The organism is Companilactobacillus versmoldensis DSM 14857 = KCTC 3814 (assembly GCF_001434295.1).
Lineage (GTDB): Bacteria > Bacillota > Bacilli > Lactobacillales > Lactobacillaceae > Companilactobacillus > Companilactobacillus versmoldensis.
The window spans coordinates 1-23,386 of sequence record NZ_AZFA01000017.1; the positions used below are offsets into that span (position 1 = coordinate 1).

24 protein-coding genes are annotated in these 23,386 nt (G+C 38.3%); 4 read left to right on the forward strand and 20 right to left on the reverse strand.

The features are described from left to right. Positions 1–17 precede the first annotated feature (17 nt). The 13 genes from FC27_RS08575 to FC27_RS08635 form a co-directional block, all read right to left on the reverse strand. A complete protein-coding gene (locus tag FC27_RS08575; RefSeq protein ID WP_010624261.1) occupies positions 18–1,109 on the reverse strand; it encodes a glycosyltransferase family 4 protein in 1,092 nt (363 codons plus the stop codon). Between the two features lie 117 nt (positions 1,110–1,226). After that, complete coding sequence (gene rny, locus FC27_RS08580; protein WP_010624262.1) at positions 1,227–2,792, reverse strand: ribonuclease Y; 1,566 nt, start codon at positions 2,790–2,792, stop codon at positions 1,227–1,229. A 133-nt stretch (positions 2,793–2,925) separates the two neighbouring features. After that, positions 2,926–4,020 (reverse strand): recombinase RecA, encoded by a 1,095-nt coding sequence (recA, locus tag FC27_RS08585; protein WP_010624263.1) that lies wholly within the window; start codon positions 4,018–4,020, stop codon positions 2,926–2,928. Positions 4,021–4,112: 92 nt separating this feature from the next. Then, positions 4,113–4,658 (reverse strand): CinA family protein, encoded by a 546-nt coding sequence (locus FC27_RS08590; protein ID WP_010624264.1) that lies wholly within the window; start codon positions 4,656–4,658, stop codon positions 4,113–4,115. A 24-nt stretch (positions 4,659–4,682) separates the two neighbouring features. Beyond that, a complete protein-coding gene (gene pgsA / locus FC27_RS08595) occupies positions 4,683–5,267 on the reverse strand; it encodes a CDP-diacylglycerol--glycerol-3-phosphate 3-phosphatidyltransferase (protein ID WP_010624265.1) in 585 nt (194 codons plus the stop codon). Between the two features lie 95 nt (positions 5,268–5,362). Then, complete coding sequence (locus FC27_RS08600) at positions 5,363–6,223, reverse strand: helix-turn-helix domain-containing protein (protein ID WP_010624266.1); 861 nt, start codon at positions 6,221–6,223, stop codon at positions 5,363–5,365. Positions 6,224–6,284: 61 nt separating this feature from the next. Next, complete coding sequence (gene ymfI / locus FC27_RS08605; protein WP_010624267.1) at positions 6,285–7,004, reverse strand: elongation factor P 5-aminopentanone reductase; 720 nt, start codon at positions 7,002–7,004, stop codon at positions 6,285–6,287. 1 nt (position 7,005) lies between these two features. Beyond that, complete coding sequence (yfmH, locus tag FC27_RS08610; RefSeq protein ID WP_010624268.1) at positions 7,006–8,247, reverse strand: EF-P 5-aminopentanol modification-associated protein YfmH; 1,242 nt, start codon at positions 8,245–8,247, stop codon at positions 7,006–7,008. Position 8,248: 1 nt separating this feature from the next. Then, on the reverse strand, positions 8,249–9,526 hold the full coding sequence (yfmF, locus tag FC27_RS08615; protein ID WP_010624269.1) for an EF-P 5-aminopentanol modification-associated protein YfmF: 1,278 nt from the start codon (positions 9,524–9,526) through the stop codon (positions 8,249–8,251). Further along, complete coding sequence (locus FC27_RS08620) at positions 9,523–11,943, reverse strand: DNA translocase FtsK (protein ID WP_010624270.1); 2,421 nt, start codon at positions 11,941–11,943, stop codon at positions 9,523–9,525. Before FC27_RS08620 ends, yfmF begins: the two co-directional genes overlap by 4 nt. A 77-nt stretch (positions 11,944–12,020) precedes the next feature. After that, a complete protein-coding gene (locus FC27_RS08625) occupies positions 12,021–12,470 on the reverse strand; it encodes a DUF1149 family protein (RefSeq protein ID WP_010624271.1) in 450 nt (149 codons plus the stop codon). Positions 12,471–12,480: 10 nt separating this feature from the next. Then, positions 12,481–12,990 (reverse strand): tRNA (uridine(34)/cytosine(34)/5-carboxymethylaminomethyluridine(34)-2'-O)-methyltransferase TrmL, encoded by a 510-nt coding sequence (trmL, locus tag FC27_RS08630; protein WP_010624272.1) that lies wholly within the window; start codon positions 12,988–12,990, stop codon positions 12,481–12,483. 189 nt (positions 12,991–13,179) lie between these two features. After that, positions 13,180–14,397 carry an AI-2E family transporter gene (locus FC27_RS08635; RefSeq protein ID WP_010624273.1) on the reverse strand — a complete coding sequence of 406 codons (1,218 nt, stop codon included), beginning with the start codon at positions 14,395–14,397 and terminating at the stop codon, positions 13,180–13,182. Between the two features lie 69 nt (positions 14,398–14,466). Here FC27_RS08635 and FC27_RS08640 point away from each other — a divergent pair, with 69 nt between their 5' ends. From FC27_RS08640 to FC27_RS08650, 3 genes are read left to right on the forward strand one after another with little or no spacing between them, the layout of a single operon-like run. Further along, entirely contained in the window at positions 14,467–15,486 is a 1,020-nt protein-coding gene (locus tag FC27_RS08640; RefSeq protein WP_010624274.1) for a lactonase family protein, read from the forward strand. A 26-nt stretch (positions 15,487–15,512) separates the two neighbouring features. Next, the gene (locus FC27_RS08645) at positions 15,513–16,343 is read left to right on the forward strand and encodes an undecaprenyl-diphosphate phosphatase (RefSeq protein ID WP_010624275.1); all 831 of its coding nucleotides are present in this window, start codon (positions 15,513–15,515) and stop codon (positions 16,341–16,343) included. A gap of 52 nt (positions 16,344–16,395) precedes the next feature. Then, positions 16,396–17,034: a copper homeostasis protein CutC gene (locus FC27_RS08650; RefSeq protein ID WP_010624276.1), complete on the forward strand. Its 639-nt coding sequence runs from the start codon at positions 16,396–16,398 to the stop codon at positions 17,032–17,034. 60 nt (positions 17,035–17,094) lie between these two features. Here FC27_RS08650 and mgtE read toward each other — a convergent pair whose 3' ends face one another. Genes mgtE through yjbM form a run of 4 tightly spaced genes read right to left on the reverse strand, consistent with a single transcriptional unit; the run spans position 17,095 to position 20,831 of the window. Then, positions 17,095–18,468 carry a magnesium transporter gene (gene mgtE / locus FC27_RS08655; RefSeq protein ID WP_029508153.1) on the reverse strand — a complete coding sequence of 458 codons (1,374 nt, stop codon included), beginning with the start codon at positions 18,466–18,468 and terminating at the stop codon, positions 17,095–17,097. Between the two features lie 5 nt (positions 18,469–18,473). After that, the gene (locus tag FC27_RS08660; RefSeq protein WP_010624278.1) at positions 18,474–19,379 is read right to left on the reverse strand and encodes an RluA family pseudouridine synthase; all 906 of its coding nucleotides are present in this window, start codon (positions 19,377–19,379) and stop codon (positions 18,474–18,476) included. Further along, complete coding sequence (locus tag FC27_RS08665; protein ID WP_010624279.1) at positions 19,369–20,178, reverse strand: NAD kinase; 810 nt, start codon at positions 20,176–20,178, stop codon at positions 19,369–19,371. Before FC27_RS08665 ends, FC27_RS08660 begins: the two co-directional genes overlap by 11 nt. After that, the gene (gene yjbM / locus FC27_RS08670) at positions 20,175–20,831 is read right to left on the reverse strand and encodes a GTP diphosphokinase (protein WP_010624280.1); all 657 of its coding nucleotides are present in this window, start codon (positions 20,829–20,831) and stop codon (positions 20,175–20,177) included. The genes FC27_RS08665 and yjbM overlap by 4 nt, the downstream gene beginning before the upstream one ends. Before the next feature lie 144 nt (positions 20,832–20,975). Here yjbM and FC27_RS08675 point away from each other — a divergent pair, with 144 nt between their 5' ends. After that, positions 20,976–21,635, forward strand: a complete 660-nt coding sequence (locus FC27_RS08675; RefSeq protein ID WP_010624281.1) for a DsbA family protein — start codon at positions 20,976–20,978, stop codon at positions 21,633–21,635. A 6-nt stretch (positions 21,636–21,641) separates the two neighbouring features. Here FC27_RS08675 and FC27_RS08680 read toward each other — a convergent pair whose 3' ends face one another. The 3 genes from FC27_RS08680 to FC27_RS08690 all read right to left on the reverse strand — a co-directional run bounded on the left by FC27_RS08680 (position 21,642) and on the right by FC27_RS08690 (position 23,381). After that, positions 21,642–21,908: a hypothetical protein gene (locus FC27_RS08680; protein ID WP_155802108.1), complete on the reverse strand. Its 267-nt coding sequence runs from the start codon at positions 21,906–21,908 to the stop codon at positions 21,642–21,644. A gap of 16 nt (positions 21,909–21,924) precedes the next feature. Then, a complete protein-coding gene (locus FC27_RS08685) occupies positions 21,925–22,503 on the reverse strand; it encodes a competence protein CoiA (RefSeq protein WP_010624283.1) in 579 nt (192 codons plus the stop codon). Positions 22,504–22,607: 104 nt separating this feature from the next. Then, positions 22,608–23,381, reverse strand: coding sequence for an SDR family oxidoreductase (locus FC27_RS08690; RefSeq protein WP_010624284.1), 774 nt, complete (start codon positions 23,379–23,381; stop codon positions 22,608–22,610). Between the last annotated feature and the right edge of the window lie 5 nt (positions 23,382–23,386).

The following is a 23,386-nucleotide window of genomic DNA, read 5'->3' on the forward strand; positions in this document are numbered from 1 at the left end:
TTGACTTAGAGCCATTTTTATTGTCGATTATTTTTTTCAAGTCGTTTAATAAATTTTTGAATTGCATGTAAGAATGGTTGACGATTATCACCAATCAGGCCAATTGATTCAACAAATAACTCAAGTCCAATCAATAATGCCACTGCTAGTAGTAAACTACTCCAGAAATTAGATAGCGGGAACAGCAAAGAGATGAATGCGAAAACTAAGGCAAGTCCATAAATGACCAAAACAGTTTGACGATGTGACAAACCTAATTGCATCAAACGATGATGCAAATGATGTTTATCAGCTTGCGTGATAGGCTTCTTGTTCAAGAAACGTCTCAACATCGCATACACAGTATCAGTTATCGGAACACCAAGAATTACCACTGGAATCAAGGTTGTGATGAAAGTAACATTTTTTAAACCTTTCAATGAAAAGACAGCAATCATGAAACCGATAAATAAGGCTCCTGTATCTCCTAAAAAGATGCTGGCTGGATGAAAATTATGCGGTAGGAAACCGATCAAAGCTGCTACCAAGGCAAAAATCCAAATGGATACATAAACGTTTGAGAAGTTGAGAAAGAAATATCCGACAACTCCCATGGTGAACAGGCCAATAATCGATACCCCAGTAGCTAAGCCATCAAGTCCATCGATCAAATTGACCGCATTGGTAATCGCCAAGATCCAGATGATGGTGATTGGAAATCCCCACCAACCAAGTTGGAAGGTACCCAAGAAAGGAATAACGATCTGATCCATGTGGATACCTGCAAGAAAATAAATAACCAACGATGCTACGAAAATACCAGCCATTTTAGCTTTGGGCGACAATTCTCGAATATCGTCGATAATCCCGGTCAAAATAATTATCACTTCAGCCAAGAAGACACTGAATAGTTCATGACTAGGGAACTGATTTCTCAGCAAAACAAAGGTCGAGAAGGTAAAGGCAATAAAAATTGCCAACCCACCCATAGTTGGCATTGGTTTCTTATTTACTCGCCGAGCATTAGGATTATCTACTGCTCCTAAAATATAAGCAAGCTTTATTACTAGCGGAGTTATTACCGCCGACAAGATCATCGTCAGAAACAACTTCACTATCACACTAAACATACTCGACATTTCTCCCAAACCCACTTTCAATTAATACTGTAATTATACCAATACCTATGCTCAATACCAAAAAAATCTACAAAAAAAAGATAGTGAAAACACTATCTCCCCTAATATTTATTTTGCTAATTCAACTTTACGAACTTCACGAACAACCGTTACCTTAATGTGTCCAGGGTATTCAAGGTTGTCTTCAATTTCGTTCTTAATGTCTCTTGATAAAATTGCTGCCTGGTCATCAGAAATCTCTTCAGGTTTAACCATGATTCTAATTTCATGACCAGCTTGAATTGCATAACAGTGATCAACACCATCATGCTTGTTGGCAATTTCTTCAAGCTTTTCAAGACGGTGAATGTAATTTTCCATTGATTCTGATCTAGCACCGGGTCTTGCGGCAGAGATTGCATCTGCAGCTGCGACGATGGTAGCAATCAATGATGTTGGTTCTACATCACCATGATGAGAAGCAATTGTATTTACAACTACTTCGGGTTCTTTATACTTAGTGGCTATATCCACGCCAATTTCAACGTGAGAGCCATCTACTTCACGATCAATAGATTTACCTATATCGTGTAATAACCCTGCTCGTTTTGCTAAAGTAACATCTTCACCCAATTCACCAGCCATAACTGCGGATAGTTTGGCTACTTCGATCGAGTGATTCAAAACATTTTGACCATAACTAGTACGATATTGCATACGTCCAATAATTTTAATTAAATCTGGGTTCACAGAACTGATCCCTAAACTATACACAGTCTGCTCTCCGACTTCACGAATGTGATCATCCATTTCACGGCGGGCCTTGTCGACCATCTCTTCGATACGTGCTGGATGGATTCGACCATCTTCAATCAGCTTTTCCAAAGCCATGCGGGCGATTTCCCGACGGATCGGGTCAAAACCACTCAAGGCGACAGCTTCTGGAGTATCATCGATAATTAAATCGATACCCGTCAAAGCTTCGATAGTTCTAATATTTCTTCCTTCACGACCAATAATACGTCCCTTCATGTCTTCATTAGGTAACGTAACTGTAGTAACTGTCGATTCAGAAACCGTATCAGCGGCACTACGCTGAATAGCGGCAACAATCAGTGATTTTGCCTCTTTGTCAGCATATTGACGTGCCTGTTCATTACTTTGATTAATCATTGTTGCTCGTTCATGAGTCAATTTCTTATTCAAATCATCTAAAATTATTTTACGTGCTTGTTCTCTAGTTAAATTGCTGACTCTTGTCAATTCCGCTTTTTGTTCATCAAGAGTAGCTGTCAATTGTTCATCTTTTTCAGCAAGTTGTTTTTGTCTAGCTGTAATATTATTTTCATTCTTCTCGATGTTTTCCTCACGTTTTTCCAACGATTGGTCCTTACGATCCAAAATATCTTGTCTTTCAAGATTACGATTTTCCTGTTTCTTAACGTCATTACGACGATCATTCAAATCATTTTCTTGCTTTTCACGATACTTATGTGCTTCATCTTTAGCTTCAAGAAGTGTTTCCTTCTTTAAAGATTTAGCGGATTTTTTAGCATCAGAAATAATATCCTCGGCTGTTTTCTTAGCTTGTGAAAGTTTCTTCTCATAAGAGTCTTTACAGAGAGCATATCCGAAAAAGGCTCCTACAATCAATGTTATTAAGGCAAAAAAGAGGGTTATGATAGCATTCGGCATGCCATCACCTCCACTTATTTACTATTTAATTTTGTTTGTAAAATCTTAATATGAACCAAAACTTTTACATACAACTTTATATTATAGAATAAAATCCGTCTGTCAACAAAACAATCTGAAAAAAAGAGACCAATTATTTGGTCTCTTCTGCAGAATTATTTGAATTATCAGCTTTTTCAGATGGATTTTCTTTTGTGTCATCCTCATCTGATTCAGCCTTCTTTTCATCAGCCTGGCCATCCATATTATACGCAGCCCGAACACGTTTCATGATCTCATCCATCTTTTCAGGATTCTCGGCTAAGAAGTTTTTAGCATTTTCTCGACCTTGACCAATTCGTTCGTCCTCATATGAATACCAAGAACCAGCTTTTTTAATAATATCTTTTTCAACGGCCATATCGACCAATTCACCAGTTCTAGATATACCATGGCCATACATGATATCAACTAGAGCGACCTTAAATGGTGGTGCAACCTTGTTTTTAACGACTTTTATCTTAGTTTTATTACCAATTACATCACTACCGTCTTTGATTTGTTCTGAACGACGGACTTCAAGTCTAATCGTTGAATAAAACTTCAAAGCACGACCACCTGGTGTCGTCTCAGGGTTACCAAACATGATACCAACTTTTTCACGGATCTGATTAATAAACAAAGCAATTGTCTTTGTTTTATTGATTGAACCAGATAACTTACGTAAAGCTTGTGACATCAAACGTGCCTGCAAACCAACGTGAGAGTCACCCATTTCTCCTTCAATTTCTGCTCTAGGAACTAAAGCAGCAACTGAATCAACGACTACGATATCAACTGCACCACTAGAAACTAGCGCATCAGCAATTTCAAGTCCTTGTTCACCTGTATCCGGCTGTGAAAGAAGTAGATCATCGATATTTACGCCTAATGCAGTTGCATATGCAGGGTCCATGGCATTTTCAGCATCAATATAAGCTGCAGTGCCACCTTCCTTTTGAACTGCAGCAACGGCATGTAAAGCTACTGTGGTTTTACCAGAACTTTCAGGCCCATAAATCTCAACGATCCGGCCTCTTGGAAATCCACCGACTCCAAGGGCATTGTCTAAGGCTAATGATCCAGTGGAGACTGTTGAGATTTGAGTATTCAAATCGTCTCCCATTCGCATGATAGCACCTTTACCAAAATCTTTTTCAATCTTTTTTAGGGCGGTATCTAATGCTTTTTGACGTTCATCTTTTGCCAAATTGTCTTCCTCCTAATGCTTTCATCAGTATCAATACTATTAGTAAATCATTCAAAAAGCAAGAAAAAAGCAAACGTTTGTTCGCTTTATTTTTATGCTATTTTTTCAACGAGTACAAAGGCGGAAATAACGGATTTTTGGCGAATCTCATTGCGACTTCCAGTAAAATGGAACTCCTTAACTTCAACGCCACCCTTAATTTTATCGTAACAGCCAATAAAGACCGTTCCCACATCACTACCTTCTAATGGATCAGGTCCGGCAACACCAGTGATACCTACACCAATGTCTTTTTCGAGGATAACGGCGGTGGATTCAGCCATTTGTTGAGCCACTGGGGCACTGACAACAGTATGTTTTTCAATTACTTCTGAAGGAATGTGTAACAACTTTTCTTTCATTTCATCAGAGTAAGTCACATACCCTCCCTCAAAGACTTGGGAAGCGTGAGGGATATCAGCAATAGTTGCTTGAAAAAGACCAGCTGTTAAACTTTCTGCAGCTGTGATGGTCTTTTTACTTGCTAATAACTTCTCAACTGTTCGCTTAGGGATTGCTTGATATTGTTCTGGAATGCCATTTTTAAAACTGGCAGCTTCAATTTCTTCACGAAAATTCTCAAAAATTTCTTTATCCATTTGTTCTCACTTCTAAATTACGTTTTATTTTTTAAAAATGTCACGACTTTGTACAAAATAATCAATACCAGAATAAAGTGTAAAGAATAGGCAGATGTATAAGAAAATCTCCCCGATTGGGAAATGAATGGCACTAAAGAAGATGTTATGCATCAATAGAAAGATGATAGCTAACATTTGCGTTGTTGTTTTGATCTTACCAGGCATTTGAGCAGCCATGACCTTACCACCATTTTCTAAGACCAACATTCTCAAACCAGTAACAGCTAATTCACGGCACACGATAATAGCTACTACCCAAGCTGGAGCCATGTCTAAGCCTACTAAAAAGACAAAGGCTGTCATAGTTAACATCTTATCAGCTAAAGGATCGGCAAACTTACCAAAGTTAGTAACGATCTTATTTTTACGAGCAATCTTTCCATCGGCTAAATCAGTTAATGATGCAATGATGAAAACGATTGTTGCCAAAACATGATTGACTGGGATCAAATCATCTAAGACATAAATATCTCCAAGGTTAGACCAGCTAAATGCTAGTAAAAGAATAAATATCGGGATCAAGATAATCCGAAACATTGTCAATCTATTTGGTAAATTCCACTCCATTATTAGGTTCCTCCGTTATTCTCTTTTTAACGACAAAATATATTAATAAATGGCGCCAACCAATTATTCAGTAGACACCATTTGTTTATTTAAATCTATTTCACATTAAATGTTAATGTTCTTACGATTGAAGAACTGCTATCTGTTTTACCTAAGTCTACGTTCTTACCGGCAATTGAGATCTTTGTATGTGAAATATCACCAGTATGGATCGAGAATTGGCTAGTTCCTGAAGACACACTGGTTGACTTCTTGTCACCAGAGCTAATAGCTTGTTGCCAAACTGTATTGTTGGAACCCTCATTGAATGAGACCCAAGCTTGTCCACCATCAGCAGAGACTACAACGTTAGTATCTTTACCAGAAGGTAGATTAGTTACGTTATAAGTACCAGTTGTATCTGTTTCTTTGATTGTTACTTCAGAACTACTCTTAGCAGCTTTTTTCTTTGTCTTAGTTTGTTTCTTCTTAGAAGAATCACTTGAAGTAGATTTCTTAGAAGTCGTTTGTGAAGAACTATCCTTAGGAATAGTTACTTGAGAAGAGCTCTTCGAACGGTTGATCATTCCAAAAGCAATCACCGCAATAATTACAATCACTACGATTCCAACAATGATTTGTGGAATGTAGTTTCTGAGTCCGCTAAAGAAAGAATTTGAACTATCAGCAATAGCACGTTTCTTTGTTGGCTCTGTCGTATCAACTGTTTCGTGTGGTTGTGAATCTGGGATCTCGCTCTTATATTCATCCAATAGTTCGTCGCTATCGAGATCTACCGCCTCACAATATTGTTTGATAAAGGCACGAACATAAAAGTCGCCTGGAAGATGATCAAATTGACCTTCTTCAATCGCAATCAAATATCTTTTTTGAATTTTAGTGACTTGTTGCAAGTCATCAATTGTGTAACCCTTTTTGATCCGGGCATTTCTTAATTTTTGGCCAATTTCGTCCATTTCATACCACCATTAACTAATTTTTATAAGTATACCATATTAATATTTATTTCGAGCTAGCTTAAAGGAGCCATCCACCTGCAAAATAAATCGTTTGTCCCGTCAAATAATTCGACTTCATTTCTACTAAGTAATCAACTAATTCCGCAATTTCATCGGCATTAGCTAAGCGATTAGCTGGAATATCTTCTTTAACGGCTTCTAAATCTTCTTTCGAAAATTCATTATTCATCTTCGTATCAACAGCTCCGGGCGCGACTACATTTACAGAAATACCCAATGAAGCAACTTCCTTAGCGTAAGCATCAGCAAAGGAAGACATAGCTCCTTTTACTGTACTATAGACCACTTCCATCGCAGAACCAATCTTACCGTAAATCGACCCGATAAAGACGACTCGACCATGATGTTTAGTTGCCAACTTATCTTGCAACTCCTTTAAGATCATGATTGGTTGTTTAATGTGAATATTCCACAACGAATCCAATTCTTGCTCATCCATATCAACTAAAAGCTTGTAATATGTATTACCCTGTGCAAAAACGATTGCATCAAGTCCATAGATCTGTGATAACAAATGATCAACTTGATCTGATTCCATATCATATTGGACTGGAATAAAATCCTGATGCGGATATTTAGAACTTAATTGTTGATAAAGATCATCGATCCGCTGACGATTCTTATTATAGTGTAAATATAATGACCAGCCCTGATCGGCCAGCTTTTTAGCAGTTCCCGCACCAATATCTCCGGAACTACCCATGATCAATGCATACATCTTATTTTCCATCCGCAATCAAATTATAATGTGTGAAATTTTTATCCATAAATATTTCTTTAGAGGCTGTGAAAACATCATCTAGTGTAATTGAATTTAACAGTTGAATCAATTCCAGATAATCAACATCATAAAATTGTAATTCAGCAATTTGATTAGCAATCGCATCAGGTGAATTTTGGGCAAATAAATATGCCCCGATAGCATCACGTCTGATCCGCTCAAAACGTTCAGGAGTCAAGATCTCTTCCAAGTTATTATTCAATAAACAATTACGCAAATAATCTTGAAAAGCTTTTGGATCATTGGTTGACCCACTAACAATGATAAAACAATAGTCATTTTCTGCAACCACATTATAAGAAAAACTATCATCAATCAAATTCTTTTGCGTCATAGCCTGATAATTTTCGGAAGACTCGCCAATCAATGTTTCCAAAATCATATTTAAAATATATTGATATTTGACCAACTCATAACCCGATAACTTAGTATCAACTCGGATACCAAAAGCAGCTCGGCTTTGGCTGATGTTCATAGATGATTGACCACCAGGACCGATCTTCGTGGCCTCATTGTGTTTAACGATTGGGGCTGTCTGATTGTTATCAAACGGCGAATCATCGACTACTTTAAGGATCTTATCAAAATCAATATTTCCTACGACCACTAGATCCATATTTTGTGGGCGATAACTATTTTTATACGTCGCCAATAAATTATCCTTATTGATCGACTGTAATGAATCAGTTGAACCAGCAATATCTTTAGCAATTGGATCACCAGGATAAAGTTGTTCTAAAATGCGTTCTTCAAGCACCCACTCAGGCATGTCCAAATACATTTGGATCTCTTGATTGATGATGCCACGTTCTGAAGCTACATTGTCTTCAGTGAAGTAAGGATGTTCGATCAAGTCTAATAAAACTTTTAAATTGTCATAAGGGTTCTCTAATGTTTGATACAAATAAGCTGTTTTAGTGTAACTAGTATAGGCGTTGGCATTAGCGCCATATTCGGCGAATTTCTCAGAAACGTCATATCCCGGCTTGGCGAACAATTTATGTTCAATAAAGTGGGCGATTCCAGCAGGTAAATACTTCCCACTGCCAAGATTAGTGTCAACTGAGCCAAAATTGGCCATGGCTACACTATAAGTTTGCTTATATCCAGGCAGTGGCACTGCAGTGACCCGAAAACCATTTGGTAATGTCTGAACAAATTTTTGCAGTTTTTCTGCCATATTATTCTCCCATCATTTGATATTGAGCGATTATGTGCAAGCGATTGGCAACCCTAATGATATCGTTACGGCTGACCTTTGCTAACTCATTTTGATACTTATCTTCAGCCAAAACAGCTTCAGGATAAACCGTCTCCCACATACTGCGCATGATATAGTGCTGAATTGTATCAGATGCTACTTCGCGTCTCGTATGCAGGACCTTTTTCGCATGTTCAATCTGACTATCAGTGAATTCACCATTCTGAATAAATTCTAACTGACGCTTGATCAATGCGATTGCCTTAGCCATATCCTTGCCATCTAATCCAGCTTGAACCGTCAACAAATGATTTGTTGGTTGATAGGTACTGGAAACTGAATATGCCAAACTGTTTCGCTCACGAACTTGCAAGAACAGTTGTGACTGGTCATCCCCACCAAAAATCAAGTTCATAGCTTGTGGCGCTAAATGGCTGGAGCCCTTTTCCAATTTATCAGAAACGAAAGCCAAAGCCAAATGACTCTGATTAACGGTTTTTTGGTCAGTCTTTGTTGCCGGCATCTTGATCAAATCAGTAAAATCCTCAAATTGAACTTGAAGATCACGACGATTTTTACTCTCAACTAAACCAGTAAATTTATCCCGCATCAATTTGGAAAACTTTTCTGGATCAACATTGCCAACGACGTTGATCATCACAAAATCGTTGTCGATTGCTTGATGGTAATAGTCGACCAATTCTGAATTAGTCAAGGATTTCAATTCTTCTTTATCACCAAAGATCGGTAACTGCCGATTCTGATCGTTCAAATGAACCAACTTGGCTAACTCTAACATACTAACGAGATCTTGATTATCATCGACTGCTTCTAAGTTTGACAACATATTCCTTTTTTCAGTAGTAAAGGCCATCTCATCAAATTCATCAGCAGATTTCAAGTTAGGATGAAAAATTATGTCATTCAACAATTCTAGATTGTTTTCTAATTGTTTAGTGTTGCCAGTCAAGAAACTAGGATCAGCAAATTCAACTGAAAAACCTAGGTCATTGAAATTCAAAAGCGAACGAGTATAAGCATTTATCTCAGCACCATACAATTCCATTTCACGATCATTGATAGCTTTGAAACTAGGATATTTAGCACTCGAATTGCTCATGACGTTGGCTAACAAGCGTCTTTTAGTTGATTCTTTTTTATCGATCGGACGTAAGAAGTCGATTTGGATTTTGATCGTACGGAACTGTTGTAATTGCTTGATGTTCAGTACGACATTTTTTGCTAATGTTTCTCTCAATTTTCCACCTGTTTTTTCCGAATATTCTCTAACTGTTCAGGAGTCAGTAGTACTTTTCTTGGCTTACTACCTTCTGATGGACCAACGATACCCTTTTCTTCCATTTGATCAACGATCCTAGCGGCGCGATTATAACCAATTGAAAAGCGTCGTTGCAACATTGACACGCTGGCAGATTGCTGGTGAACGATCAAATCGATTGCATCGTCCCAGTACTCATCGTTGGGTTTATCTTTCTCACCATTACCACCATCTTCTGTTACATCTGATGGTATCATATCTTGGTCATATTCTGCTTGTTGTTGCGAACTTACGAAATTAACGACATTTTCGACTTCATCTTCAGAAATATAAGCACCCTGTAGACGAACTGGCTTACTCTTTCCAATTGGTTGAAAGAGCATGTCGCCTCGCCCAAGGAGTTTTTCCGCCCCGACAGCATCCAAAATAGTCCGTGAATCGACACCACTGGAAACCGCAAAAGCAATTCTTGAAGGAATATTGGCCTTGATCAAGCCAGTAATAACATCAACTGAAGGACGTTGAGTAGCAATGATGATATGCAATCCGGCAGCCCGCGCCATCTGTGCTAAACGAACGATAGCTGCTTCAACTTCATGACCGGCTACCATCATCAAATCAGATAACTCATCAACGATGACCACGATATACGGTAATTTCTCCATTTTTTGGTCGTCTTCAGCTGTTTTGTTGAATTCGGCGACCTCATCATTATATTCACCAATGTTTCGGTGATTAGTTTCAGCAAACAACTTATAACGCCGCTCCATCTCAGTCACAGCCTTTTGCAAAGCACCAGCAGCTCTTCTAGCATCTGTTACCACAGGGATCAGCAGATGAGGAACACCATTGTAGACATTCAATTCGACCATCTTAGGATCGATCAAGATCAATTTGACCTCATTTGGCTTAGCCTTCATCAAAATACCAGTAATGATCGTATTGATTGCAACGGACTTACCACTACCAGTTGAACCAGCAATCAATAAGTGAGGCATTTTAGTGATATCAGCCTCAATAATGTTTCCAGCAACATCTTTCCCTAGTGGAACAATCAACGGACTAGTCTTATCCTGCTGATTCTCAGTGATATCTCGAAACGAAACAGAGGAAATAGTTTTATTAGGAACTTCGATCCCAACAAATGACTTACCAGGGATCGGAGCTTCGATTCTAATGTCTTTAGCTGCTAACGCTAAAGCTAAATCATCTGCCAAATTGACGATCTTACTTACTTTAACGCCAATAGCTGGTTGAACTTCATATTTGGTAATAGTTGGCCCTAAACTAGCTTTCTTGACTTCAACATCGACCCCAAAGCTCTTGAAGGTCCGTTTTAATTTATCTTTATTTTCATCGATCAATTTAACTTCAGCACTTTGATCGACTCGGGGGACTTGTTTCAAAAGATCTGATGATGGTAATTGGTAATCATCATCAGAAATATTGTGTTCACCAGCTGCCGAACGTGGTGTTGGTAGATCCTTATCCTTTGAACCATCAATACCATAAGGTTTCGACATGATCTCAGCTTTTGAAGCTTGTGGCTTAGGTGATGCTCCATAATCATCAGAACCAGATGGCAGATCAATATGAAAGCCTGTGTCTTCATCTCTTGGCGCATCATCAGCCGATTTTTTATCTTTGGCAAAACTATTGACGTCTTGATACTTAGAATCTTCGCGTTCGATATCCTTAGCCGGTTTAGTCTTCTCATCGGAACGACTCTTACGATTCTCGACCAAATTCTCATAACGACTACTGAATGATTCTTTGACTGAAACCAGACTATTTTTAGCATGTGCCAAAATCTTTTTAGTCACTTGAGAAACTTGTTCCATCGAAACGTTGAACAACATCAATATACCGATGATGATCAACAAAGCTGCAATCAAAACGGTCCCAACGTTGGAAAATAGTGGCATGAACAGGCTATACAAGTATGAGCCAATCATCCCACCACCGACTGAATGACTTACGGATGACTTACCCATGTCAGCAGTGATGGTATTCCAAGTTATCAAATTGTAATTGTGATACAGATCTAATTTTGTAAACATTAATTTATGTAGGAATACTAGGGCGCCGGCATAAGTAAAAATGAATCCAAAGTTGCGCTTGGGATTCATTTTTGGCAATTTGCCAGTCGCAATCAAAAAAGCCCCAGCAAAAATACTGATGACTAATAATACTGGATAACTGTCACCCACGATGATCCGGTACAGATTATCAAAAAATTTTCCTACTATCCCTAACTGGAACAAACCTAAGATCGAGAAAACTATCAAGACTAGGCCGATGATCGACTTGATCAAACGAACATCATCAATCGATGTTTTCTTGCTGGTCCGACGTGATTTTGTCTTAGCTGTTCGAGTAGTTTTTCTTCTAGCCATAAATACCTCACTCTAACTATTCATCTTAAAAATTATACAGTTTTTTGGCATAAAAAAAGCGCATCTCTGCGTTTTTTTTACTCTTTCTTATTTTTCTTTTCACGAAGTTTTTGGACTACCTCATTAGGTTCGACTGAATCCTTTGGTGAAAAGTTTAAAGAAATACCTTGATCCAAGGTAATGGCGGTGATTTGATAAGTGATTGTTTCGATATATTCAACGATCTCACGAGAGATCTGTTGGACTTCTTTATTCTCAAGATCTTCGCGATTTCCGTGAAAATCTACTAATTGCATCACCTGTCCGATCAAACCGGAAACCTTGAAAGGTGCATCTTGTGGATGGATCTCAAAAGGCACGACAACTTGATAAATTTTCCCAGCAGTTTCATCCATTGGTTGACCATTCTCGTCTTTCAAATCTGGATGGTCGATCGATATTTGTAGATCCTGTTTGATATCGTCATTAGGTTCGACTGCATCGTAATGAAATGATTGTACTGATACTGGTCCTTTTTTTGTTTTCATCTGCTTCACCTTAATCTAATTTATCGTGTTCGTAGTGATGTTCCAATTCTAAGCCTTCAAAATTTTGTTGTCTGACAGCTTCATAGATGACTAGAGCACAGGTATTAGCCAAATTAAGAGCTCGAATATTATTGCTCATTGGGATCCGAAGACATTTTTCAGGATTCTCACGCATGAATTTCTCAGGCAAACCAGTTGTCTCTTTTCCGAACAAGAAATAATGGTCTTTTGAAGTATCACTGAAATCTTGATCACTATAAGTCTTATCTGAGAATTTAGTAATCAAATAAAGGTAATTTTCATCGGGGATACTCTGCAAGAAATCATCGAGATCATCATGATAAGTAATGTCGACCTTATCCCAGTAATCTAGCCCGGCTCTTTTCATATGAGCATCATCAGTACTGAAACCTAATGGCCTGATCAAATGGAGTTTAGTGTTAGTACCGGCACAAGTCCGGGCAATATTACCAGTATTTGCTGGCATTAATGGTTCAAATAAAGCAATGTGATTAGTCATATTTATCTCCTTAATAAAAAAACGCATCCCCTCGGTGAAGACCACAGCAAGGGCGTGCGTTATGAAACTGATCGATTTACATGCTTTTATCAAAATTACTTCTGATAAAAACGCGTAACGAAGAAAGTTTAAAATCATTATAGACTATGAATAACGCCCATTCAATAGAAATATGAATTATTTGTGAATTTATTGGGAATCATCAGATTTTTGAGCAAGCGGTTCTGGTGTGGCCTGCTTTTTTTTCTGCTCGGCTTCTTCTTTTTGCTCATCATCATACCAGTTAGAATTTCGCTTGAACCAACGGAATACCCGGGTACAAATGATTTTCAAGATCGCGAAGATTGGAATACCAGCAATCATTCCGACTAATCCGTACATTCCGGCTGAAACTAACAAGACCAAAATTGTTGTAACGGGATGCATCTGCATCTTGTTACCAACGATGATCGGTGAAACGACACGCGTTTCAATCGTCTGCTCGACTAAAAAGACGATGATGACTTTTAAGACCATGGAAGGCGCGATGAACGCAGCAATCACTAGAGATGGTAGTAATGCTAAAGCTGAACCAACATAAGGGATCAAGTTCAATATCCCTGCGGTGATACCTAAAACTAAAGCGTAACGTTGTCCAATGATCAAATAGCCGATAAAGAACATTACCGCCACCCAGAAAGCAACGGTCAGCTGCCCAGTGATATATGAGCTAAGTGAACGACTGATCTCTGTCAACATCTCAGACGTCGACTTACGAATCCGGTCAGGCGCAAATTTAACGATATAATCCTTAAACTTTTTATCATCCTTCAGCATGAAGAATAAAATGAAAGGTGCTGTCAACAAAATCATTACTACGTTCGTAACGATACTGATGGCTGAACCGATGTTAGAAAATGTTTGTGGGACGATCTGGTCGATCCAATTCTCAAATCCTTTACTGATATTGTCATCTGCTGACATCAACCGTTCACGGAAGACATGTAATTTAGGATCAGAAAATAGATTCTGGATACCATTCTTTAGCGAATCCCAATAACTTGGCCAATTTTTGATCAATGATTCAATCTGGCTTTGAACTAATGGGATCAGTGATATGATCCCCCAAACGATCAAAGCGGCAATCAGAATGAAAACGACTGTGATCGACAGGATCCGATTGACGTGAAATCGTCGATCCAAGACATTGATCAAGGGGTTGATCAAATAATATAAAATCAGTGCTAAAATAACTGGTGGCAAAGTGATTCCGAGAATTTGTCCAACTGGTCGGAAAACAAAACTTACCTTTGAAAATAAAAGGATGATCAAAAATACGACTAGAATATTAATCAAGAAAACTGAAACTTGATTGTTCAAAAACCAACGGTAAAACCAGCTTTTTTTATCTTTTCTTGATTCTTTCATTGCACGCTCCTGTATTATTATTTGCTGATAACTATTATACTGTAATCATACATGTTTGGAGGTAATTTGATGATAGAAAATGTATTGCTTAGCGGATATACCCGCAATAACGGTAAGGGTGTTTACCGTTCACAATTTGATAGTGAGACTGGTAAATTAGCTGACCCAGAGTTATTTATTGAATTAAAAGACCCAACTTATTTAGACGTCACTAACGATATGAAAATGGTGGCAGTTGCTAAAAATGAAACCGGCGGTGGCCTTGTATTATACGATATTAACGGAGATACACCAAAATTGCTAGATGAAGATTTTAGTGAAGAAACTGCTCCATCTTATGTAAAAATCGACAAGAGCCGCAATTTGATCTTTAGTTCATATTTCCATTTAAGTATCGTCACGATCGATCAAATAACTGCTGATAATAAGTTGGAAAGACTCTCAACGATTAAATTTGATGGTACTGGTCCTCGTGAGGAACAAGATCAATCAAAACCTCATTACAGTGCTTTAACGCCTGATGGCAAGTTGATCATTTGTGATTATGGTGCTGACCGGATCTATCTCTATGATATTTCAGACCCTAAGGATCCTCAACGATTATATGAATACATCGCACCAGCTGGTTATGCTCCTAGACACCTTGTCTTTCATCCAAGCAAGCCTTACTTATATGTGGCCTGCGAGTTATCTTCACAAGTTTTAGTCCTTAAATATGATGCCGAAGCTTCCCGTTTTAACCTAGTTGACGAAGCCTCAGCTGCAAAAGATGAACAAAAGAACACCACTGCTGCCATTCGGATCACGAACGATGGTAAATTCCTTTACGTATCGACCCGTGGTGCAGATACGATTGCTAGTTTTGAAGTTAGTCCTGAAGGTGACCGCTTAAAAGAATTAGGCACAGCCAAAACTAAAGGTAAAGGCCCACGTGATTTTGCTCTCGACCCTTCTGAAAAATATTTACTAGCTGCTAACCAAGACTCCGATGACTTAACCGTTTTCAAGCGGAACATCAATAAAGGAATTTTAACGATTGTCGGAGATACTATTGGCATTCCTGAGTGTGTATGTGTACACTTTATCTAGCTCAAAAATTTTTAGGAGAATAAAATATGTTCATTGAATTAATCAAAACGATAATCCTCGGTATCATTGAGGGTTTCACTGAGTTCCTACCAATCAGTTCCACTGGGCATTTATATTTAGCTGATGAATTCATCAAATTGAACGAGTCAACTTCTTTTATCAACATGTTCATGGTAGTTATTCAGTTCGGTGCCATTTTGGCGGTTATTCTCATTTATTTCCACAAGTTGAACCCTTTCTCACCTAAGAAAGATCAAGTGCAGAAACGTCAAACTTGGAATATTTGGTTTAAAGTTATTCTAGCCATTATCCCCTCAGTCGTAATTGGACTTCCTCTAAATGACTGGATGGATGCACACCTAACTAGCTGGCAAGTTATTTCGGCCACATTATTGATCTATGGTATCTTATTCATCGTCGTCGAAAATTGGTTGAAAAACAAACAACCACAAGTTTCCGACTTAGACAGTTTATCTTATAAAACAGCTTTCACGATCGGACTTTTCCAAGTTCTATCACTGATCCCCGGAACTTCAAGATCTGGAGCCACCATCCTTGGTGGTATGACGGTCGGAACATCCCGTTTCGTCGCAACTGAATTTTCATTTTTCTTAGCCATTCCAACCATGTTTGGTGCCAGTCTTTTGAAGATCGGTAAATATTTTGCCCATGGCAATACCTTCACAGGTAGCCAAACAATCATCTTATTAGTCGGAACCTTTGTTTCATTCATCGTTGCCTATGCTTCAATCAAGTTCTTACTTGATTACATCAAACGAAACGACTTCAAAGCCTTCGGTTGGTATCGGATCATCTTGGCAATAATCGTCATCTTGTATTTCGTATTAGTTAAATGAGTTTAAAATAAAGGACGTCTTTGGACGTTCTTTTTTAAATGGAGGGAAACACATGTATAAAGAAATCGCAGTCGAAAATTTTACCAATATTCCTAAAGCCGTGCTTGCTGGAGCAGACAGGATAGAATTAAATGACAATTTAGCCGTTGGTGGCACGACTCCCAGTTTAGGGGTCTTACAAGAGACTAGTAAATATCTTCAAGAAAAATCAGTCCCATTAGTAGAAATGATCAGACCTCGTGGTGGCGACTTCGTCTATAACGACCTCGAATTAAAAATGATGGAAGCAGACATCTTTCAGGCTCAAAAAATGGGTATTGATGCAGTAACCTTTGGTGCTTTGACATCTGACGGCGAACTAGACGAGGATGCCTTAGAAATGATGATTGGTGCTTCTAGTGGAATGCAAGTAGTCTTTAACATGGCTTTTGATCAAATCAAAGAAGAAAACAAAGCCGACGCCATCGATTGGTTGATCGAACATGAGGTCGACCGCATCTTAACTCATGGTGGGCCACTGGAAACTCCTATCAGCGAGACTTTGCCCGACATCAAAAAGACAATCGAGCTCGCACAAGGAAAAATCGAGATTCTGCCAGGTGGTGGTATCACCAGTCAAAATTGTGACGAAATAGCTCAACAATTGAATCTCAATACCCTACATGGTACAAAATTGATCGACTTAAACTAAAATAAGCCAATTCAACTTTCAGATTTTATTCTGAAGACGAATTGGATTATTTTTTTTTGCTTAAGTTCCTACGAAGTATTGTAAAAAGATACCCGCAATACTGAAGTAAATCAAAACACTAGTTAAATCACTCAAAGTAGAAATGAACGGTCCACTAGCGACAGCTGGATCGAATCCCAATCGTGACATCAGCATTGGAATGAAACTACCCGCGACGTTTGCAACAGTAATAGCGGCACACATTGCAAGTCCAATAACCAATCCTAATACGAAATTATTCTTCCAAATACCAACAATCACAAAGATCGACAATCCAGTAACGACTCCAGTCAATACTCCGGTCAATAATTCCTTGCCTAAAAGTTTGAAAAAGTCACTCCGGTCGATTTCATCAGTCGCTAATCTTCTGACCGCTACGGCCAAACTCTGAGTACCTGCATTACCTGCAGTACCAGTAATTGTTGAAATAAAGACCGCTAAGATACTAGCTTGCGCTAGTAGGTTTTCATATTTATTGACTAAGGTCGCGGTGATCATACTTAAGAGTAACAAAGTAATCAACCAAGGCAATCGTTTAGAAGCTGCTTTAAAGGCATTGTCATTAATGGATTCATCAACATCAACACCAGCTAATCCAGAATAATCTTGTTGAGCTTCATCATCGATAACTTCAATAACATCATCAACTGTGACGATACCAACTAATTTGTTAGAATGGTCAACTACCGGACAAGCTAAGAACTCATAATCTCTGAAGACTTGAGCAACCTCTGCCTGTTCGTCATCAACATTAACAGTTATCAGGTCAGTATTCATGACCGTCTTCAAAATCGTCTTGGATTTCTGAAGGATCAAGTCACGTAATGACATGACCCCAACAAGGTCCTCATTCTCATCTAGGATATACAAATAATAAATCGTTTCAGCCGTTTCAGCCATTTTTCTCAAAAGTTTGATAGCTTCCCCAGCGGTCAAATTTTGATCAAATTGGACATAATCGGTGGTCATGATACCACCGGCAGTTTCAGTATCATAATGCAATAAGCCACGTAAATTGTTGGCGTCATTTTTAGGCATTTCACTTAAAAATTGATCAACATGTGACTTATCCATATGTTCCAAAACATCGGCGGCATTATCATCGTACATATAATTCAACATCTCTGAAGCATACTTAACGTCCATTTCATCCAAAAGTTCGGGGATCTTTGGTAAGTCATCTTCAATCGTGTCGAACATATCTCCCATTTCATTAGGCTTTAAAATCGTATAAAGCTTGAGACGTTCATCTTTGCTAAGTGAGAGATAGAAATTACTTTGATCATAAAAATGCATATCCAAATAATTTTTCCGAAATTTGATCTGGTCATCATTATCTAAATAAGTTTTTATTTCATCATATTTTTCACTGTGTTTTTTCTCGTTTTCGTCTATCTGACTCACCCCCTTAATTCTTGACGTAATTTAACCATGTCATTTGGCATTGGCGCAACTAAGTCCAATGTCTGTTTGGTCACCGGATGGACTATTTGCAATTCGGCACAATGTAAAGCCTGACGGTCAATCATTTTTTCAGGCTGTTTGGTATACATATAATCGCCAATGATAGGATGCCCAATTGCTTTCATATGTACTCTAATTTGGTGGGTACGTCCAGTCAATAATTTGAGCCTTACAAGACTGGCATTTTGATAGGTTTCGACCGTTTGAAAAAGAGTCTTCGATCTTTTGCCACTTTCATGGTCGATCGTTCGCAGATAAAAAGCTGCTTGATCGATCCCAATCGGTAGATCGACTAAACCGGATTTCTTTTGAAAGACACCACTAACAATGGCCAAATAATATTTTTGAAATTTATCCGTGTGCAAAATCTGATCAAGCATCGAATGAGCATAAGAATCCTTAGCAAAAACCATTAGGCCAGAAGTATCGCGGTCTAATCGAGTTACTAAGTGGATCGAACTATTCTCACCCTTTTGCTGCAAATAATATTTGACGATATTAGCCATCGTCTTGCTAGTCCGTGCCTTTGCCGGCAAACTGGCAATCTTTGGTGGCTTATTGATGACCAAGAAATATTGGTCTTCAAAAATAACCTTCAATTGTCCAGGCATAGGCTCAATCAATTCAGATGGCTTTTCATTACTCATCGCAACTAATAAGTCATCCCCTGGTCTCATGCGATAATTGAAGTGTCGCTGACGATGATTAACAAAAATCATCCCACCTCTATTTTTCAAATTGTGTAGCTGACTGGAAGAAAATTTGTGTTGGACTAAAAACTTGCGAATGATCTTCTTATCATCAGCCTTGATCTGAAACTTTAAATAACGTCTAGTTGCCATTACGTCCTAAGAAAGCAGATTCGACCCTAGTCCAGAAATGACGATGACGGTATTGGGCAAATTGAGCCCGCTGTTTACTCATTTCGATCTTAATTGATTCTGTGTCCTGTAACTCTACGATCAAACCATCAAAATTGATCACATAATCTTCAGCGTCCTGTGGATACAAATGGACAGTTTGATTTGACGGAATGATCAACGGTGAAGAAATCGTCCGATAAACACGATTGTTGATTGAGGCAATTTCGACCATTTGAAAGACATTGATCTTCGGATGGATCAATGCTCCGCCGATAGCTTTGGAGTAAGCTGTTGACCCTGTTGGTGTCGCAAAACAAAGTCCATCCCCACGAAAACTTTCAAAAAATTCACTGTCGATATCGATCTGAGTCTTCAAGGTCAAAGCCGATAAGCGCCGTACAATGGCCTCATTGATAGCTGTCCCATGACTTACTGAACCATCCCGTGACTTTACTGTCACATCAATCAATGGATAGCTGGTAGCTGGGATGTGATCAGGATGCTCCAAAATCCTTTTAATCAACTCATCGATATCATCATCGGTCCAATCGGAATAAAAACCGAGATGTCCTGTATGTAAAGCGACAAATTTAACCGAGTCTAGTCGATCGGCATAAGTGTGGAAGGTGCTCAATAATGTACCATCACCGCCAACACTAATTACTAAAGCCGGATCTTTTTGATCTAATTCAAAACCATTTGAAGTCAGCTCGCGACGAATCTTATCAGCCGCTACGACTGATTCATTTTTTCCATTATTATTTACCCAAAATTTCATTTCCTATGCGACCTCGTCGAATTATTTATGTTGCCCTTATTATTGGTGAAATATCGTTGGGCGTCCTGGATTTCTTCTCTGATCTTGGACATCTCCTCATCAAGTAGAAATGAGGCTTCAGCAGCTCGCTTCAATCGCTCATTGATCTCTTCGGGAAAATCACCTTTATATTTATAATTCAGTGAATGTTCAATCGTTGACCAAAAGTTCATCGCTAAAGTTCTGATCTGAACCTCGGCCAAAATATTTTTTTGACCAGTTGCTAATTGGATTGGATATTCAATGACCACGTGATATGAACGATAACCGCTAGATTTACTATTAGCAATATAGTCACGTTCCTCAATCACCCGCATATCCTCACGCTGATGTAGTAATTTTGCCACATCGTAGATATCCTCAACAAATTGACACTGGATCCGGATACCTGCAATATCCTGCATGTCCTGTTCCAGCAAATCCTCAGAGATATAGCGACGTTTCATTTTTTCTTTGATACTGTCGACCGTCTTGACTCGACCAGTAACAAATTCGATTGGTGAGTGAATATTCTTTTCCAAAAATTCTTTTCGAGCATTCCGGAATTTCAATTTCAACTCATCAACTGCTTGTGTATAAGGAATTAAGAATTCATTCCATTTGATTTCTGTCATTGTGATCCCTCTTTACTATTTAAATATAGCGTAAACACATGTAATATTCATCTAAAATTATATTTATATCGGTAAAGCAGTTTATTTTACCTTTATTGTTATTGCTGTTAGAATGATTTTGCTAAAGAGATGGAGGGAAAAGTAATGTGGGAAGTATTTTTGTATATCAATCCCTTATGTTCATACTGTTTGAAAGTCGAACGGTCCATAATCGATTTTACAAGAAAAAATAATATCGACACCCAATATCACTTCGTAACGACTTACAATATGGCAACCATCACCGATTATATGTTGATGAAAGGTTACAAACCATCTGATCTCGAAAAGAGAAATGAAGTCACCGAAAATATTTATGAAGCTGCTTGTTTATATAAAGCTGCAGCCTGTCGGGGTAACAAAAAAGCACGTAATTTATTGATGAATCTGCAAGATCAAGTTAATGTCCAAGGAAAACCATTCAACGAAGCAACTGTTAAAATTGCTGCTGAAAATAGTGGCCTTAATTTCAAAGCTATCGTCAAAGAAAAAGGTAGCGAAGCTGTCAAAAAAGCCGTTAAAAAAGACCAAGAATTGACCTGCGAGATGGACATCAAAAAAGCCCCGACTGTCGTTGTTTTTGACGATAATCATCCAAGACAACCAGGGGTAATGTTGACCAAGTTTGGTAGCAATTCATCCGAAGAAATCATTAACGAAAATCTAACCGCAATGCTTGAAAGAGCAATGCCGCAACAAATTCATGATAACGCACAACACCATCATGAAAACAGAGTAATTAATTTAAGTAATTTCAGAAGGTAGTTTCGACTAGCTTCTTTTTTTGTACAATAAAGGCTGACGCAACAAGCTCACATTAGCACCACAGACCATCATCCACTGTGGTGTCCGATAAATTGGCTTCAGCATTTTAAATTTTTGATCAAGTAAATATTCCTCCACTCGACAATCATTTTTCTGAAAAAAATCAATCTTAAAGCGGCGAAACTTTTGACTGTTCAAACGCTTGACCCGTTCCAGTTGATGTTGATTGATGGTACCGTCTTTAGTAAGCGCCAACTTGGGTTTGAAGGTCAATAGGCCAGCCAAATCATTAATAGAGAAATTTTTTTCTCCGAAAAATTATTTTATTGAATGGACCAACGAAACGAATCTCAAAAAATAATGTCAGTAAGTCGTTTTTAGCATCAAACATCAATAGATGAAAACCCCAATCGGGTCGATATGCAATGAACTTCAAATGTAGCCTGTTGATCGTTGAACTCAAATAATCTCCACCTAAGATCCATAAATTATCGATCCTTTTCATCTGATAGCTTTTTACCCGCTGATTCAACTTATTCACGTTGATCAAAGCACACTGATATTCGATTGCCAACTTTTTACCTACCAAAATATCAGGACGTTGATCGATTGTTGGCAAATAGATCTCCATTTCAACCAGCCTACCAGTAAAATTTTGCCAGGCAAAAAATAATTTTTCTTTACCCATTCGATGAATATCACGTTCATTAATGTGATTGAACGATTTACTTTGATGCTTGAAATAGGGCTTTTCTTCAGCTGACACTAGTTTAACTGGTAAACAACAAGTTGGACAAAAATACTGGTCATCATTTTGGCATTCGATAGCATTGATCAAAATTTTTTTAGTATTTAAAGCAGCATACATCATCATCACCTCATAGAAAATTACGTAAAATCAGTGATTTTGACCACTTAAAAAGGGAACTTTTCAGACCGAAGTTTGAAAGGTTCCCTTTTTTGAATCGATAATTAATTCATTGTCATTCCACCTGTGACATTGATTGCCTGTCCAGTCATATAATCTGATAATGGACTAGCTAAGAATAATACGACATTGGCAACATCTTGTGGTTTACCAGTGCGACCAAGTGGGACTTGGCTGTTATCCTCTTTTTCAATATCATCCGGTTTGAGACCTCGAATCTTAGCACCATCATTTCTTTCACGATGCTTCATCGCAGTTTCAATGATACCGGGACAAACCGCATTAACATTGATCTGTTTAGGTGCGAGCTCAATTGCTAACGTCTTAGTTAGCCCCAATACAGCATGTTTTGACGCCGAATAGGCAGCCATTGCTCGATAACCATTTTTCCCGGCTTGGGATGCCATGAAGATGACCTTAGCTGGCCGATCTTTTTTCAGCATCAAGTTGGTGATATATTTGGCGATCAGATAAGTTCCTTTGGTGTTGACAGCAATCGTCTTATCAAAGTCGCTTGTTTTACTGTCGACTAAATAATCCATGGTCGATATCCCAGCAACGTGAGCTAAAACATTCGGGATCAAGTCAGCTTTTTCTAATTCAGAACTAACTGATTTGACACTTTCTTCATCAGCAACGTTGACCTTGACCTGATAAACTTGATCACTCACTTTTTTTAAACTGGTATTTTCAAAGGCTAAATCGGCTTCTACCACGATCGAACCTTCATTCAAAAAAGTTTGTGCGACCGCTTGTCCGATTCCCTGGTGAGCCCCAGTTACGAAGACAATTTGATCTTTCAAATTTGAAAATGTCATGTGCT

Excerpts from the sequence above, each read along its gene's own strand:
- FC27_RS08685 (WP_010624283.1), bottom strand. The coding sequence starts at position 22,503 with ATGTATGCTGCTTTAAATACTAAAAAAATTTTGATCAATGCTATCGAA.
- FC27_RS08625 (WP_010624271.1), bottom strand. The coding sequence starts at position 12,470 with ATGAAAACAAAAAAAGGACCAGTATCAGTACAATCATTTCATTACGAT.
- FC27_RS08690 (WP_010624284.1), bottom strand. The coding sequence starts at position 23,381 with ATGACATTTTCAAATTTGAAAGATCAAATTGTCTTCGTAACTGGGGCT.
- FC27_RS08600 (WP_010624266.1), bottom strand. The coding sequence starts at position 6,223 with ATGGACGAAATTGGCCAAAAATTAAGAAATGCCCGGATCAAAAAGGGT.
- FC27_RS08590 (WP_010624264.1), bottom strand. The coding sequence starts at position 4,658 with ATGGATAAAGAAATTTTTGAGAATTTTCGTGAAGAAATTGAAGCTGCC.
- rny (WP_010624262.1), bottom strand. The coding sequence starts at position 2,792 with ATGCCGAATGCTATCATAACCCTCTTTTTTGCCTTAATAACATTGATT.
- FC27_RS08575 (WP_010624261.1), bottom strand. The coding sequence starts at position 1,109 with ATGTTTAGTGTGATAGTGAAGTTGTTTCTGACGATGATCTTGTCGGCG.
- yfmH (WP_010624268.1), bottom strand. The coding sequence starts at position 8,247 with ATGGCAGAAAAACTGCAAAAATTTGTTCAGACATTACCAAATGGTTTT.
- FC27_RS08650 (WP_010624276.1), top strand. The coding sequence starts at position 16,396 with ATGTATAAAGAAATCGCAGTCGAAAATTTTACCAATATTCCTAAAGCC.
- FC27_RS08675 (WP_010624281.1), top strand. The coding sequence starts at position 20,976 with ATGTGGGAAGTATTTTTGTATATCAATCCCTTATGTTCATACTGTTTG.
- FC27_RS08645 (WP_010624275.1), top strand. The coding sequence starts at position 15,513 with ATGTTCATTGAATTAATCAAAACGATAATCCTCGGTATCATTGAGGGT.
- FC27_RS08665 (WP_010624279.1), bottom strand. The coding sequence starts at position 20,178 with ATGAAATTTTGGGTAAATAATAATGGAAAAAATGAATCAGTCGTAGCG.
- FC27_RS08660 (WP_010624278.1), bottom strand. The coding sequence starts at position 19,379 with ATGGCAACTAGACGTTATTTAAAGTTTCAGATCAAGGCTGATGATAAG.
- trmL (WP_010624272.1), bottom strand. The coding sequence starts at position 12,990 with ATGACTAATCACATTGCTTTATTTGAACCATTAATGCCAGCAAATACT.
- FC27_RS08635 (WP_010624273.1), bottom strand. The coding sequence starts at position 14,397 with ATGAAAGAATCAAGAAAAGATAAAAAAAGCTGGTTTTACCGTTGGTTT.
- FC27_RS08620 (WP_010624270.1), bottom strand. The coding sequence starts at position 11,943 with ATGGCTAGAAGAAAAACTACTCGAACAGCTAAGACAAAATCACGTCGG.
- ymfI (WP_010624267.1), bottom strand. The coding sequence starts at position 7,004 with ATGTATGCATTGATCATGGGTAGTTCCGGAGATATTGGTGCGGGAACT.
- FC27_RS08640 (WP_010624274.1), top strand. The coding sequence starts at position 14,467 with ATGATAGAAAATGTATTGCTTAGCGGATATACCCGCAATAACGGTAAG.
- yjbM (WP_010624280.1), bottom strand. The coding sequence starts at position 20,831 with ATGACAGAAATCAAATGGAATGAATTCTTAATTCCTTATACACAAGCA.
- pgsA (WP_010624265.1), bottom strand. The coding sequence starts at position 5,267 with ATGGAGTGGAATTTACCAAATAGATTGACAATGTTTCGGATTATCTTG.